A 13,883-nucleotide genomic window follows, 5' to 3' on the forward strand; every position below is an offset into this window, starting at 1 on the left:
GGGTACGGTCACTCCGATTAAGGCGCAAAGCGTTCCTTGCCGGCTGGGCACGGCTGGGTACGGTGCGGGCAACGGGCAGGATCTCACGGGCCCGGACCGGGGAGAGATGCCGACAGGAGGCCGCGGGACGCGGCCGCCCCCGCTCCGGCCCGCGCGGACCGCCCTCGGCGAGCAACCGGCAGCAGGCTTCCATGCAGACCACGTCCCGGGCGAACCGCACCTCGCGCATCGCCGGCTTCCACACCAGGAGCCCCCGCGAACGCCTCGACCTCGTGGCCGCCTTCGCCGACCTGTCCGGGCCGGAGGTCGCCCATCTCGCCGAGTTCGGCAACCTCGCCCCCGACCTCGCCGACCGGCTGATCGAGAACGTCGTCGGCACGATGAACGTCCCCGTCGGCATCGCCACCAACATGAAGATCGACGGCGAGGACGTGCTGATCCCGATGGCGACCGAGGAATCCTCGGTGGTGGCCGCGGTCTGCAACGCCGCGCGCCAGGTCTACGAGGACGGCTTCACCACCTCGGTCTCCGGCAACCTGATGATCGCGCAGGTGCAGGTCGTCGGGGTGAGCGACCCCTACGCGGCCCGCCTGCGCATCCTGGAGCAGCGCGAGGCCCTGCGCGCCCTGTGCGACGCCTGCGATCCCGTGCTGGTGCGCCTCGGCGGCGGCCTGCGCGACGTCGAGGTGCGGGTGCTCGACACGTTGGGCGGCCCGATGGTGGTGACCCACCTCATCGTCGACACCCGCGACGCCATGGGGGCGAACGCCGTCAACACCATGGCGGAGGCGGTGGCCCCCCATATCGCCGGCTGGAGCGGCGGCCGGGTCTACCTGCGCATCCTGTCGAACCTCGCCGACCGGCGCCTCGCCCGGGCGCACGCGGTCTGGCGCACCGACGCGATCGGCGGGCCGGAGGTGCGCGACGGCATCGTCAGCGCCTACCACCTCGCCGAGGCCGATCCCTACCGGGCGGCGACCCACAACAAAGGCATCATGAACGGCATCGACGCCGTGGTGCTCGCCACCGGCAACGACACCCGGGCGATCGAGGCCGGGGCGCATGCCTACGCCGCCCGCTCGGGCCGCTACACCAGCCTGACCCGCTACGAGGTCACGGGGTCCGGCGACCTCAGCGCCTCGATCGAGCTGCCGCTGGCGGTGGGCCTCGTCGGCGGGGCGACGAAGCTCCACCCGACCGCCCAGGCCTGCCTGAAGATCCTCGGGGCGACGACCGCCGAGCGCCTGGCCCGGATCATCGCCGCGGTGGGCCTGGCCCAGAACTTCTCCGCCCTCAAGGCGCTCGCCACCACGGGCATCCAGAAGGGCCACATGGCGCTCCACGCCCAGAACATCGCCATGATGGCGGGCGCGCTCGGCGAGGAGATCGAGGCGGTCGCCCGCGTGCTGGTCGAGCGGCGCCTGGTGCGCCTCGACGTGGCGCAGGAGGTCCTGGGGGAGATGCGGCGGTGATCGGAGGCCGGCGGGCCGCCTCCTGCAACGTCGTCCCGCCCTGTCACCTCATCCCGAGGCGTCGGTCGATCAACGATCGACCGGCCCCGACGGAGGCCTCCAGGTAGCGCCGAGATTCCTGGAGCCCTCCTTCGAGGCGCGCTCCGCTCGCATCTCGGGATGAGGTCGCGGACGGGGTCGAACCATCTTCGACAACACCAAGAACAGACTGGCCGGCCGCAGAGCCGACGACCGATCGACGACAGTCCGGGAGGACACCCATGCCGACACTCACCCGCACGACCCGCCTCGCCGCCCGCCTGCTCGCGGGCGCCGCCCTGCTCCTTGCCGCCGGCGCCGCGCGGGCCGAGGTGACGGCCGTGAAGCTCGGGGTCCTCACCGACCTCAGCGGATTCGCCGCCGATTCGACCGGCGAGGGCTCGGTCGTCGCGGCCCGCCTCGCGGTCGAGGACTTTCGCAAGGAGCAGCCGGCGATCAAGGTCGAGGTGATCCAGTCCGACCACCAGAACAAGCCCGATATCGGCTCGGCCACCGCCCGGCGCTGGATCGCCGAGGGGCAGGTCGACGCGATCCTCGACGTGCCGTTCTCCTCGGTCGCGCTCGCCGTGCAGGAGGTGGTGCGGGATTCCAAGGCCGCCTTCATCGCGTCCGGCCCCGGCACCTCGGACCTCACCGGCCCGAAATGCTCGGCCAACACCGTGCACTGGACCTACGACACCTGGGCGCTCGCCCACGGCACCGCGCTGGCGCTGGTGCGCGCCGGCAAGACGAAGTGGTTCTTCCTCACCGCCGACTACGCCTTCGGCCACGCGCTCGAGGCCGATGCCGCCAGCGTGGTGAAGCAGGAGGGCGGCACGGTGGTCGGCACCGTGCGCCACCCGACGGCGGCGGCGGACTTCTCCTCGTTCCTGCTCCAGGCGCAGGGGAGCCGCGCCCAGGTGATCGCCCTCGCCAACGCGGTCGGCGACACGGTCAACTCGGTGAAGCAGGCGGCGGAGTTCGGCATCACCGGCGGCGGTCAGGACCTGGCGGCGCTGCTGATGCAGCTCTCCGACGTCCACGCGATCGGGCTCAAGGACGCCCAGGGCCTCTACCTGACGGAAGGCTTCTACTGGGACGCCAATCCCGGCACCCGCGCCTTCGCCGACCGCTTCGCCGCCCAGATGAAGGGCCGCCGGCCCACCGCCAACCAGGCCGGCGTCTATGCCGGGACGCTCGCCTACCTGCGCGCGGCCGCCAAGGCCGGCAGCACCGACGGGCGCAGCGTCGTCGCCCGGATGAAGGCGGAGCCGACCAACGACCCGCTCTTCGGCGAGGGGACGGTGCGCCCGGACGGCCGCCACGTCCACCCGATGTACCTCTTCCAGGTGAAGACCCCGGCCGAGTCGAAGGGGCCGTTCGACTATTACAAGCTCGTCCAGACCATCCCCGCCGCCGAGGCGTTCCGGCCGCTCGCCGACGGCCGCTGCCCGCTGGTGAAGGCCCCGTGACGGCCCGGCGCGTCCGGATCGTCGAGGTCGGCCCCCGGGACGGGCTCCAGAACGAGCCCGTCGCCGTCCCGACCGACGTGAAGGTCGGGCTGATCGAGCGGCTGCTCGCCGCCGGGCTGACCTCGATCGAGGTCGGCAGCTTCGTCTCGCCGGCCTGGGTGCCGCAGATGGCCGACACGCCCGCCGTCATGGCCCGGCTGCCGCCGAACCCGGGCGGGCGCTACAGCGTGCTGGTGCCCAACCTCCGCGGCTTCGAGGCCGCCAGGGCGGCCGGGGCCGGCGAGGTCGCGATCTTCGCGTCCGCCTCCGAGGCGTTCTCGCGGGCCAACATCAACTGCTCGATCGCCGAGAGCCTCGATCGGTTCGCGCCCGTGGCCGAGGCCGCCCGCGCCGCCGCGATCCCGCTGCGGGGCTACGTCTCCTGCGTGCTCGGCTGCCCCTACGAGGGTATGGTGATGCCGCAGGCCGTGGCAGAGGTGGCCCGCCGCCTCGTCGCGCTCGGCTGCCACGAGGTCTCGCTCGGCGACACGATCGGCGTCGGCACGCCCGATCAGGCCCGGGCCTGCATCGCCGCGGTGGCGGCGGTGGTCCCGGTGGAGCGGATCGCCCTGCATTGCCACGACACGCAAGGGCGGGCGCTCGATAACATCCGGGCCTGCCTCGATCTCGGGGTCGGGGTCGTCGACGCCGCGGTGGCGGGGCTCGGCGGCTGCCCCTACGCCCCCGGCGCCCCCGGCAACGTCGCCACCGAGGCGGTGGCGGCGATGCTCGATGCGGCGGGCCTCGCGACCGGCGTCGATCCGGCGCGCCTCGCGGAGGCCGGCGCGTTCGTCACCGGGGCGCTCGCCCGGGTGCGGGCCGGGGCGGACGTGAGCGCGTTCCCGGGTTAGAGAATTTTCCGACGAAGTTGTTGCCGACTCGTCAAAAAAATCTAGCAAAACGAAAAGTGTAGAGCGCTTCGCGATTGCAGCGGGATCGTGAAACGCTCTGGCCCACGGCATCAGCTCCGTCGGCAAGGGGCGGGCTGGTTCATGCTGCCGTCGACAGGCGCGCCCGAGCGGCCCGCGCGAGGAAACTCGACCGGCTCTCGCCGGCCGCCGCCGCCGCGTGGTCGATCCGCTTGAGGAGGCCCTCCTCGATGGAGACGTTCACCCGCACCGCCTTGCCGGGCAGATCGACATCGACGAGGCCGATCATGGCGCCTTTGCCGTCTTCCCGGAACACCGGGTCCTGCTGCAGTTCGCTCAGGGTGCGCAGGGTCGGAATGGCGTCACCGTCCTCGGCCATGCCGCCGACGTGGAAGGCGAGCATCTCGGCCGCCTTGCGATAGAGCGTGTCGAGGTCGTCGGCGACGGTCGTCGCACCCGGAAAATCCGGGAACGAGGCGCCGAAGACTCCCTCTTCTTCGTGAACCAGCATGACGACGCGCGCCATGGGTACCTCCTTGTCCTGCGCGAACGGGAAGAGCGTCACAACTCCCATCCCGCTTGCCGGTAGATGTTGTGAAGCGTCCCGGTCGGGATCTCGGACGCCCCGCCATCGACCGTAACCTTTCAGGGTTTGGTCGGGTGCTTGTACTGGACGTGATCACCGGGCCCCTTGCGGACGACGAACCATCCGTCCTTCGCGAGCATCGAGAGCACGTCGCGGGTTTTGCGGCTTCTCTGTTTGGGAGCCATCGCGCACCCGTTCCGCCTTCGCTCCATGCCCCCGGCGGCAGCGTCTCACGCTGCCTTCTTAAGATATTGCGCATTGATACACACCAAGTATGCTTGCGCAAGTGTGTGTAATGCGGCATCGTGCGCCGCTCTTTCCCGCACCGCTGTGCCCCGGTCGCCCCGCGACCGGGCGGGTGAGGATTGGCACGCCGCCCGGACCCGAATCGGCGCGGTCCGCGTCCGCCGCTCAGGTAATCGGCGCCGGATTGAACAGGGTCAGGTCGTTGTAGAGGCCCCAGCGGTCCGACCACGGCTGCGTGCGCCCGCTCGCCACGTCGAGGATGAGGTGGAAGAGCTCCCAGCCCATCTCGGCGATGGTCGACTCGCCGGTGGCGATGCGGCCGGCATCGAGGTCGATCAGGTCCGACCAGCGCCGGCTCAGCTCGGTGCGGGTCGCGACCTTGATCACCGGGGCCTGGGCGAGGCCGTAGGGCGTGCCGCGGCCGGTCGAGAAGACCTGCAGGGTAATGCCGGAGGCGAGCTGCAGGGTGCCGCAGACGAAGTCGCTCGCCGGGGTCGCGGCGAAGATCAGGCCCTTCTCGCGCACCCGCTCGCCGGGGGCGAGCACTCCCGCGATGGCGCTGGTGCCGGACTTCGCCACCGAGCCGAGCGCCTTCTCGACGATGTTGTTGAGCCCGCCCTTCTTGTTGCCGGGCGAGGGGTTGGCGCGGCGGTCGGCGCCGCCCTTCTCGAGGTAGGCGTCGTACCAGGCCATCTCGCGGATCAGCGCGTCGGCGACCTCCGGGGTCGCCGCCCGCGGGGTGAGGAGATGGATCGCGTCGCGGACCTCCGTCACCTCGGAGAACAGCACGGTGGCGCCGCAGCGGACCAGGAGGTCGGCGGCAAATCCGAGCGCCGGATTGGCGGTGACTCCCGAGAAGGCGTCGCTGCCCCCGCATTGCAGGCCGACCACCAGCTCCGAGGCCGGGCAGGTCTCGCGGCGGCGCGCGTCCAGCACCGCGAGGCGGTCCTCCGCCATCGCCAGGATGCTGTCGATCATGCTGCCGAAGCCCTCGTGCCGCTCGTCCTGGAGCCGCACCACGCTGTCCTCGGCCGCAGCCCCCGCCGGCACCAGGCGCTCGGAGACGAGCTTCTCGCAGCCGAGGCCGACCACCATCACCTCGCCGCCGAAATTCGGGTTCTGGGCGAGGCTCTGCAGGGTGCGGATCGGGATCACCGCCTCGGGGGCGTTGATCGCCACGCCGCAGCCATAGGCGTGGGTGAGGCCGATCACGTCGTCGACGTTGGGAAACCGCGGCAGCAATTCGCGGCGGATGCGCCGGATCGCGACCTCGAGGGTGCCGGCGACGCATTGCACGCTGGTCGAGATCGCCAGGATGTTCTTGGTGCCGACGCTGCCGTCCGGGTTGCGGAAGCCCTCGAACGTGTAGCCGTCGAGCGGCGGCAGCGGCGCGGGAACCCGCGTCGCCTTCTCGAGCGCGTCCAGCGCCGGGGCGGTCGGGGTCTCGACGCAGGATTCCTCGACCCAGGAGCCCCGGGCGATGGGGCGCAAGGCGATGCCGACGACCTCGCCGTAGCGCCGCACGACCCCGCCGGCCGGGACGTCGGCAAGCGCCACCTTGTGGCCCTGGGGCACGAACTCGGTCAGCACCAGCCCGTCCGGAAACACCGTCCCGGCCGGGAGCCCGAAGGCGTTGACGACGATCGCGACGTTATCGGTCTCGTGCAGGCGGATGGTGCGGGGTTCGTCGCCCGCCGGTCCCGCGGCGGGACCGGGCCGGACCGGGGCCGGTGACGACGCTGCGTGCATGGGCATTCCCTCGGATTTTCTTCTTGGGCCTTCCGGCCCCGATGGGACGACAGGCTGGACCCTCCCGACCCAGGCCGCAAGAGCGCTCCGCCTCCCGTCCCTCGCGCGCCCCGCACCTACCGCTCGACCAGCTCGACCCGGCGGTTCCTGGCCCGGCCGGCCTCGGTGGCGTTGCCGGCGACCGGCGCGTAGGGGCCGAGGCCCCTGGCCTGGAGCCGGGCGGGGGCGATGCCGAACCGCGCCGTCAGGGCCTTGGCCACGGCGGCGGCGCGGGCCTGCGACAGCGCGAGGTTGTGCTCGAGCACGCCGACGGTGTCGGTATGGCCGACGATGGCGACCTGGCGCTTGGCGTCCTGCGTCAGGAAGGCGGCCATCTGGGCCAGCGTCGCGTCGGAGTCCGGCTTCAGGACGGCGCTGTCGGTCTCGAACTGGATGCCGTCGAGCGCGACGTGGCCGGCGCTCGCCAGCCCCTCGCCCATCGCCCTGGCGTCGACCACGACCTGGCCGGCCTGCATCGGCCGCCCCTCGACGACCTGCAGCAGCACCCCGGGCTGCCGGCCGTCGTCCTGGCTCACCAGCAGGGAGACGTCGATGCCTCCTTCCGGCCGGTCGAGGCGGGCGGTCAGGGACTGCACGTTGCCGTTGGTCGCGTCGAGGAGGTCGATCCGCAGGTTGAACAGGTCGTCTCCCATCGCGCGGTTGACCGGATCGGCGAGGCTGGCGGCGAAGTCGTAGCCGCCGCAGGTGTCGACGCCGCAGGCATAAGCGACCCGGAAGCCCGCGGCGGCCAGGGCGCGCTCGTAGCTGCGGAAGACCTCGAGCGCCGATTTCCCCTGCGGAATCGCGTAGGCGATGCTCGTCACGCGGCCCTCCACCGTCCGGCTGAGGGCGAACCGACTCTTCTGGTCGGGCGCGGAGGGCCCGAGCGGCAGGGTCAGCGCCGCGTAGTCCTGCTGCCGGTAGCCGACGATCACCGCGCCGGAAAAACGCGAGACGATCGGGCTGTCCCTGGCGCCCTTGACGTCCTTCGTCGGCGCCTCGGCGGCGCGGGCCGGTCCCGCGAGGGCGGCGGCGAGGAGGAGAATCGCGAATCCGGTTCGACGGCAGGGCATGGCCGCGCTCCTTGTGGCGAGGGGGGAGGGGAGGGGCGAAGGCGCCGCGCCTGGCCGGGATCAGGCCGGCCGGGAGCCGGCCCGCGGCGCGGGGTCCCGGGCATGGCCGCCCGCGGCGACGGTGCCTCTGGCCACCAAGCTCTTGGCCACCAAGCTCTTGGCCACGACGACCGAGCGCAGCTCCGCCGGCCGGACCGGCTTGGCCAGGATCGGCATGTCGGCGGTGCCGAGCTCCTCGCGCACCCGCGCCTCGTCGTGGCCGCTGATCACCACGGTCGGCACGTCGCGCCCGGCGAGCCGCCGCACCGCCGCGATGCACTCGGCCCCGGTCACGCCGTTGCCGAGGTCGAAATCGGTCACGAGGAGGTCCGGGGCGTCGATCGCCTCCGGGATCCCGGCCTCGGCCTGGACCTCGCAGCCCCATTTCCGCAGCAGGCTCGCGGTCGCGGTCAGCACCGCCTCGTCGTCCTCGATCAGCAGCACCTTGAGGCCCCGGATCGCGGTGGGCGGGTCGAGCCCGCGCCACTCGCCGTCGAGGGCGGGCGCGCGCACGATCGGGAGGTTGCCGAGGACGACGCCGGTGCCGCGCCCCGGAACCGAGCGGAGCGCGACCTCGACGTCGAGGATCTCGCCGAGGCGGCGCACGATCGGTAGGCCGAGGCCGACGCCTTCGAGGTCGCGGTCGCCGCGCTGGCGGACCTGGTAGAACTCGTCGAAGATCCGGGCCTGGTGCTCGGGCGGGATGCCGGGGCCGCGATCGAGCACCTGGACGTCGAGGCGGCCGCCGCGGCGGCGCCGGCAGGCGATCAGGATCGGCCGGCCCGGCGCGTACTTGATGGCGTTGTTGACGATGTTCTGCAGCATCGTGGTGAACAGGGCCCGGTCGGTGTGCACGACGACCCGGCAGGGCCGGCTGCGCAACGCGGTGCCGGCGAGCTGGGCGGCCTCCGAGTTCTGCCGCCGCACGTCCTCGATGATCTCGCCGATCGCCACCGGCTCGAACCGGGGCCGGACCTTGCCGCTGTCGAGGGTCGAGATGTCGAGGAGCGACTTGAACAGCCGCGACACGCTCTGGAGCGAGCGGTCGATGTTGTCGACCATCCGCACCTCGTCGGGCCCGAGCCGTCCGTCGCGCAGGCAGGCGGTGAACAGGCTGATGGCGTGGATCGGCTGGCGCAGGTCGTGGCTCGCCTGGGCGAGGAAGCGCGACTTCGACAGGCTCGCCTCCTGCTCGCGGGCATAGGCCTCGCGCAGGCGCTCGAGCAAGCCGTAGATGTAGGTCGGTACGATGAGCGTGGTCAGGACGAGCGTCACGACCAGGAACGGGTTGTCGCGCCAGTAGGGGCTGAAGCAGGTCGTGACGGCGATCGACGCCAGGGCGGCGAGCGTCGAGACCTTGAGCGAGGTCGCGCCGTAGCGCAGCCCGTTGCCGACGATCATCCTGAGCACGATGGCGAAGAGCGGCAGGAACGGCGCCCCGCCGATCGCCATCGTGTAGGTGATCCCGGCGATGTCGAGGGCGAAGGCGAGGCCGCGCCGCGCGACGCTGTCGCTCGGATGCCGCGAGATCCAGACGTAGAGCGCGAGCGTCACGAGCCAGTGCGCCGAGACCAGGGCGGCGACCACCCGCAGGTCCGGCGGGCCGATTCCGCCGAGCGCCTGAGGCAGCACGTAGAGGCACATGCAGCCGATGATGACGAGGCGCGTGAGGGTCTGCGCCTTCTCGTTGCCGGCATTCTCGCTCGGCGCGCGGGCAAGCCGGCTCATCGCCCGCTCGCGCGGGGCCGGAAGCGCACGCGGGCCGATCCGGCGGCGACGGCGGGACGCGCCCTCATCGATAGACCCCCGCCGCTTCGTCGAAGCGGTAGGTGCGCGCGTCCCGGGCGGTGGCGGGCCGCACCTTGCCGTCCGGGCCCGGCACCGTCCCGGTCAGGGTCACCCTCAGCGGCGGCCAGGCGGGGGGCGCGCCGGAATCCCGGGCCGCCGCCCCGGCCAGGATCTCGAGGCGGCCCGTGCTGGCGCCGAGGTTGCACGGGCCGTCCTCCGGCGCCCCGCAGCCGGCGGTGTCGTCGGAGCCCGCCGCCAGGCCGCCCGACAGGCGCCATTGCAGCGGCGCCGGGGTGAAGCGCAGGACGAGGAACGCGAAGCTCTGCGAGCCCTGATTGCCGAAGGCGGTGGTGCGCAGGCCCATCACCAGCCGCCCGCCGGGCAGCGGCCTGAAGACCGGGCCGAGGGAATCGTCAACCTCCGGGGCGTCGCCGTTGCGGTTGCCGGTCCCGATCCGCCCGGGCAGCGTCTGGACGTCCTTGAAGACCCAGCCGATCCGGCCCTCCGCCTGCGTCTGGGCGAAGGTCGCGGCGACGAGCGTCCGGGCATCGGGCGCCTGCGGATCCTGGTCCGGGGCCGGCAGGGTCGCGAACCCGACGGCCCAGCCCTGGTCGGCCGCGAACATCGCCCCGTACCAGTACTCGGCGATGCGGCCGTCCTTCATCCGGCAGGTGCGGGCCTCCTCCGCGACCGCGTGCCCGCAGACCGCCCGCATCACCCTGGCGACCGAGGGCAGCACCACGTCGGGGTCGGCCCTGGCCGGGCCTCCCTGCATCGCGAGCAGGCCCGACACGGCCAGCAAGGTCGTGATCCGGGCAAGAAGGGAAGTCCGGTAGATCTCGCCCGATTCCGTCATGGTTCCACCGGATCGTCCCGTCGTCTGTCGGCGTCTCGTCCCGGGCGTGATCTCTGCCACAGGCCCTGCCGGGCCGACATTAGGACACCTGTACGATCCGCCCCGTCCCCGGATCACGCCCCGATCAATCCCCCGAGCCCGGCATGGGCCGCCTTGGCGGCGGCGGCGGCCCGGGAGGTGACGTCGAGGGCGCGCAGGAGCGCCGAGACGTGGATGCGGACGGTGAAGGGCGAGATGTCGAGCTCGCGGGCGATCTCCTTGTTGGTCCGCCCCTGCGCGACGAGGCGCAGGACGTCGCGCTGGCGCTGCGTCAGCGGCGGCAGGCCGGGCTGGCTCACCACGAGGTCGGTGCGCGGGTTGCGCCGAATGACGAACTCGCCGTCGCGCACCGCCGTGATCGCCACGGCGATCTCCGCGGCGGGCAGCGACTTGGCGATGAAGCCGTCGGCCCCCTCCTCCATGACGGTGCGGATCAGGGCTTCGTCCTCGATCATCGACACGACGATGATCGAGGTCTTCGGGAATTCCTCGCGCAGCGCGCGGATCGACCGTTGCGGGTCGAGGCCGGGAAAGAGCAGGTCGAGGAAGACCGCCTGCGGCGGGGCGGCCCGGGCGAGGTCCAGGACCTCGTCCATCGTATCGGCCTCCCGCACGCGCGCCTGCGGGTAGAGCCGCTCGGCGATGTGGCGCATCCCCTGGCGGAACAGCGGGTGGTCGTCGGCGACGATGACGGTCTCGATCCTGCGGACGGTCATTCCGGCCCCGAAACCTTCATGCGAGCCGCCCTCCACGGTGCCGGGCCGAGCCTGCGAGCCTGCAGGCCGAGCGCCCGTCGCAAAGGCACGTACCCCAAGGGTCGTCCGATGCCTCATAGGACATATGCACTAGTAGACCGGTTTTCGGGGCCTGTCTAGAAACCTCTCACAGGGTCGCGATAGGACATCGGACCCGCCTTTCGAACAATTTCAATCTGATCGTCGTGGCTCGATCGGCCGGAAGCGCCGGGGCTACGTCGCAATTACGATGACGGTTTTCGGGGGTGCGGCGAATGTCGGATAACGAGCGCGCAATTCTTGAGCGCCAAACAGAGGCGCGCGCCGGAAATCCCGGCGCGGCGGTGCCGCCGCCGGCCGCCGCTCCGCCCAAATCGGCCGTCTCGCCCGGCGTGATCGCGGCCATCGGCGGCGTGGTGGCGGCGGGCGTCGTCGCCGGGACGCTGCTCCTCGGCGGGGCCGAGAAGACCGGCACCGTCGAGCGGCCGGCCCTGTCCCTCGTGAAGGCGAGCGAGATCGACAAGGCCAGCGGCACCGTCGCGCCGGAGGAGAAGGACAAGGTCGTCGAGGAGGCGAAGGCCTGCCGGGCGCCGCTCGCGAGCATGCGCCTGTCGAGGACGACGGCGAAGGGCGGCGGCGTGGTGCGGATCCGGGCCGGCAACTACCTGTCGCCGGCATTCACCGTCGCGGACGGGCCGATCGTCGTCGCGGTGCCGTTCCCCGGCCCCTACGAGGCCGGCAAGGGCGAGATCGTGATCGAGGGCGCGGCCAAGGACGTGTTCGTCCAGCTGAGCCCGGGCCTCACCGTCGACACCACCGAGGCGGTCAAGCGCATCCCGGTGATCTGGGATACCAGCAAGCCCTGCGGAGCCTGAGCGGTGTCGAAATCGGCCATCGTTCCGTTCGTCGTCTCGGGCCTCGTCGTCGCGGTCCTGACGCCGCTCCTGCTCAGCACCGAGTACGGCCCCGCCGCCTGGTGGAACGCGGCCTCGACCGAGATGCGCTGGCGCGCCGCCATCGGGGTCGCGGTCGCCGTCATGGCGGCCCTCGGGCTCTTCGTCACCGCGCTTGCAGGCCGCCGCGCCGAAGCGGCGCTCGGCCAGCCGCCGGCCGGCCTCCTCGGCCTGCCGCGCCTGATCCTCGCCCCGCGCCGGGTCGTCGAGGCCCGCTCGCCCGAGGCCGTGATCGCGACGCTCGAGGACATGGTCGGGCTCGCGCCGGTCAAGCGCGAGGTGAACGCGCTCATCGCCCGGCTCGAACTGGAGCAGCGGCGGCGCGCCGAAGGGCTGCCGGTCTCCGCGATCAGCCAGCACATGATCTTCACCGGCCCCCCGGGCGTCGGCAAGACCGAGGTCGCGAGGGCGATCGGCGAGATCTTTCGCTCCCTCGAGGTCCTGCGCCGCGGCCACCTCGTCGAGGTCGACCGGGCCGGGCTGGTGGCGGGCTATGTCGGCCAGACCGCCGCCAAGACCCTGGAGAAGTGCCGCGAGGCGCTCGACGGCATCCTGTTCATCGACGAGGCCTACACGCTCGCCGGCGGCAGCGGGGGCAACGACTTCGGCAAGGAGGCGATCGACACGCTGCTGAAGTTCATGGAGGACAACCGCGACCGGATCATCGTGATCGTCGCCGGCTACACCAACGACATGCGCCGGTTCGTCGACACCAATCCGGGGCTCGCGGGCCGCTTCACCAAGACGATCGAGTTCCCGCCCTACAGCCCGAAGGACCTCTGCGAGATCCTGCGCCGGATGGCGGCGCGCCAGCAATTCACCCTGCCGGACGGGTTCGAGGCGCGCCTCACGCCCTGGCTCGCCCAGCGCGCCCGGGCCGACGACTGGTCGAACGCCCGCGAGATGCGCACCCTGCTGGAGAAGGCCCGCGAGGCCCAGGCCGCCCGGGTCGCCCGCGAGGGCGGCGACCATCGCCGCATCGAGATCGTCGACCTGCTCCGGGCGACCGGCGAGGACGCCTGATCACGCCACACAGCCCCGGCCGCCCGAGATCCGCGCGCCGCCCGCGAGGGCATGGCCGCGCGGGCGATCGGCCCGCCCCCTCGAAGGTCCGTGACACCCCATGGAACGCCTCGACAAGCATCCCGCGGCCGTCTTCCTCGTCATCGTGCTGGGCGCGACGGGCGCGCTCCTCGCCCTGCGGCCGGACCTCCTCGGGGGGCTTGCCGCCTCGCCCGGGGCGACGCTTCGCAACGGCCTGATCCTCGGCGGCCTCGTCCTGGGCCTGCTGGCGGCGAGCTACATCCCGGCGCGGATCGAGGGGATGCGGCGCACGATGGCCGCGTCCCGCGCCGCCCGCCGGATCCGGCCGATCCGGTTCGAGGACGACGGCGCGGCCGCCGAGAAGCGCGATACGCTGGCCACCGCGCTGGCGACCCTGGAGGGCATGGTCGGCCTCGAACCGGTCAAGCTCGAGGTGAAGGGCGTCATTGCCCGGATGCAGGTCGAGCAGCAGCGCCGTGCCCAGAACCTGCCGGTCGCCGCGATGAGCCAGCACATGGTGTTCACCGGGCCTCCCGGCGTCGGCAAGACCGAGGTCGCCCGCATCCTCGGCCACGTGTTCAAGGCGCTGCGGGTGCTGCGCAAGGGCCACGTCGTCGAGGTCGACCGCGCCGGGCTGGTGGCGGGCTATGCCGGCCAGACCGCGATCAAGACCCTGGAGCGCTGCCGGGAAGCCCTCGACGGCATCCTGTTCATCGACGAGGCCTACACGCTCGCCGGCGGCAGCGGGGGCAACGACTTCGGCAAGGAGGCGATCGACACGCTGCTGAAGTTCATGGAGGACAACCGCGACCGGATCATCGTGATCGTCGCCGGCTACACCAACGACATGCGGCGGTTCGTCGACGC

General features: G+C 72.1%; 13 protein-coding genes. 6 read left to right on the forward strand and 7 right to left on the reverse strand.

Translation table 11 applies throughout. The annotated features are described in order from the left end of the window. The first annotated feature begins 191 nt into the window (after window positions 1-191). The 3 genes from HPY23_RS16170 (at window position 192) to HPY23_RS16180 (ending at window position 3,852) form a co-directional block, all read left to right on the forward strand. Window positions 192-1,472, forward strand: a complete 1,281-nt coding sequence (locus HPY23_RS16170) for a hydroxymethylglutaryl-CoA reductase, degradative (RefSeq protein ID WP_091889134.1) — start codon at window positions 192-194, stop codon at window positions 1,470-1,472. Window positions 1,473-1,732: 260 nt separating this feature from the next. Next, window positions 1,733-2,962, forward strand: coding sequence for an ABC transporter substrate-binding protein (locus HPY23_RS16175; protein ID WP_091889136.1), 1,230 nt, complete (start codon window positions 1,733-1,735; stop codon window positions 2,960-2,962). After that, window positions 2,959-3,852, forward strand: coding sequence for a hydroxymethylglutaryl-CoA lyase (locus HPY23_RS16180; RefSeq protein ID WP_060848314.1), 894 nt, complete (start codon window positions 2,959-2,961; stop codon window positions 3,850-3,852). The genes HPY23_RS16175 and HPY23_RS16180 overlap by 4 nt, the downstream gene beginning before the upstream one ends. A 139-nt stretch (window positions 3,853-3,991) precedes the next feature. Here HPY23_RS16180 and HPY23_RS16185 read toward each other — a convergent pair whose 3' ends face one another. The 7 genes from HPY23_RS16185 to HPY23_RS16215 form a co-directional block, all read right to left on the reverse strand. Further along, complete coding sequence (locus HPY23_RS16185; protein ID WP_060849516.1) at window positions 3,992-4,396, reverse strand: type II toxin-antitoxin system HicB family antitoxin; 405 nt, start codon at window positions 4,394-4,396, stop codon at window positions 3,992-3,994. A 119-nt stretch (window positions 4,397-4,515) separates the two neighbouring features. Next, window positions 4,516-4,668 (reverse strand): type II toxin-antitoxin system HicA family toxin, encoded by a 153-nt coding sequence (locus HPY23_RS33595; RefSeq protein WP_329618731.1) that lies wholly within the window; start codon window positions 4,666-4,668, stop codon window positions 4,516-4,518. A gap of 199 nt (window positions 4,669-4,867) precedes the next feature. Beyond that, window positions 4,868-6,457 (reverse strand): galactarate dehydratase, encoded by a 1,590-nt coding sequence (gene garD / locus HPY23_RS16195; protein ID WP_060848315.1) that lies wholly within the window; start codon window positions 6,455-6,457, stop codon window positions 4,868-4,870. Between the two features lie 110 nt (window positions 6,458-6,567). After that, entirely contained in the window at window positions 6,568-7,563 is a 996-nt protein-coding gene (locus HPY23_RS16200) for an OmpA family protein (protein WP_091889142.1), read from the reverse strand. Window positions 7,564-7,623: 60 nt separating this feature from the next. Then, entirely contained in the window at window positions 7,624-9,330 is a 1,707-nt protein-coding gene (locus HPY23_RS16205; RefSeq protein ID WP_091889144.1) for a hybrid sensor histidine kinase/response regulator, read from the reverse strand. Window positions 9,331-9,394: 64 nt separating this feature from the next. Beyond that, a complete protein-coding gene (locus HPY23_RS16210; RefSeq protein WP_236013008.1) occupies window positions 9,395-10,246 on the reverse strand; it encodes a hypothetical protein in 852 nt (283 codons plus the stop codon). A 113-nt stretch (window positions 10,247-10,359) separates the two neighbouring features. Beyond that, window positions 10,360-11,001: a response regulator gene (locus tag HPY23_RS16215; protein ID WP_091889146.1), complete on the reverse strand. Its 642-nt coding sequence runs from the start codon at window positions 10,999-11,001 to the stop codon at window positions 10,360-10,362. Between the two features lie 362 nt (window positions 11,002-11,363). On the opposite strand from HPY23_RS16215, the gene HPY23_RS16220 reads away from it, so the two are divergent. The 3 genes from HPY23_RS16220 to HPY23_RS33125 all read left to right on the forward strand — a co-directional run. Further along, window positions 11,364-11,894 (forward strand): hypothetical protein, encoded by a 531-nt coding sequence (locus tag HPY23_RS16220; RefSeq protein ID WP_244533348.1) that lies wholly within the window; start codon window positions 11,364-11,366, stop codon window positions 11,892-11,894. A 3-nt stretch (window positions 11,895-11,897) separates the two neighbouring features. Next, on the forward strand, window positions 11,898-12,995 hold the full coding sequence (locus HPY23_RS16225; protein WP_091889148.1) for an AAA family ATPase: 1,098 nt from the start codon (window positions 11,898-11,900) through the stop codon (window positions 12,993-12,995). Window positions 12,996-13,095: 100 nt separating this feature from the next. After that, window positions 13,096-13,883 (forward strand): AAA family ATPase (locus HPY23_RS33125; protein ID WP_236017679.1); only part of this gene is annotated, 788 nt, incomplete at its 3' end.

Source organism: Methylobacterium ajmalii (assembly GCF_016613415.1).
GTDB lineage: Bacteria > Pseudomonadota > Alphaproteobacteria > Rhizobiales > Beijerinckiaceae > Methylobacterium > Methylobacterium ajmalii.

Excerpts from the sequence above, each read along its gene's own strand:
- HPY23_RS16205 (WP_091889144.1), bottom strand. The coding sequence starts at position 9,330 with ATGAGCCGGCTTGCCCGCGCGCCGAGCGAGAATGCCGGCAACGAGAAG.
- HPY23_RS16170 (WP_091889134.1), top strand. The coding sequence starts at position 192 with ATGCAGACCACGTCCCGGGCGAACCGCACCTCGCGCATCGCCGGCTTC.
- HPY23_RS16175 (WP_091889136.1), top strand. The coding sequence starts at position 1,733 with ATGCCGACACTCACCCGCACGACCCGCCTCGCCGCCCGCCTGCTCGCG.
- HPY23_RS16200 (WP_091889142.1), bottom strand. The coding sequence starts at position 7,563 with ATGCCCTGCCGTCGAACCGGATTCGCGATTCTCCTCCTCGCCGCCGCC.
- HPY23_RS33595 (WP_329618731.1), bottom strand. The coding sequence starts at position 4,668 with ATGGAGCGAAGGCGGAACGGGTGCGCGATGGCTCCCAAACAGAGAAGC.
- HPY23_RS16215 (WP_091889146.1), bottom strand. The coding sequence starts at position 11,001 with ATGACCGTCCGCAGGATCGAGACCGTCATCGTCGCCGACGACCACCCG.
- garD (WP_060848315.1), bottom strand. The coding sequence starts at position 6,457 with ATGCCCATGCACGCAGCGTCGTCACCGGCCCCGGTCCGGCCCGGTCCC.
- HPY23_RS16185 (WP_060849516.1), bottom strand. The coding sequence starts at position 4,396 with ATGGCGCGCGTCGTCATGCTGGTTCACGAAGAAGAGGGAGTCTTCGGC.
- HPY23_RS16210 (WP_236013008.1), bottom strand. The coding sequence starts at position 10,246 with ATGACGGAATCGGGCGAGATCTACCGGACTTCCCTTCTTGCCCGGATC.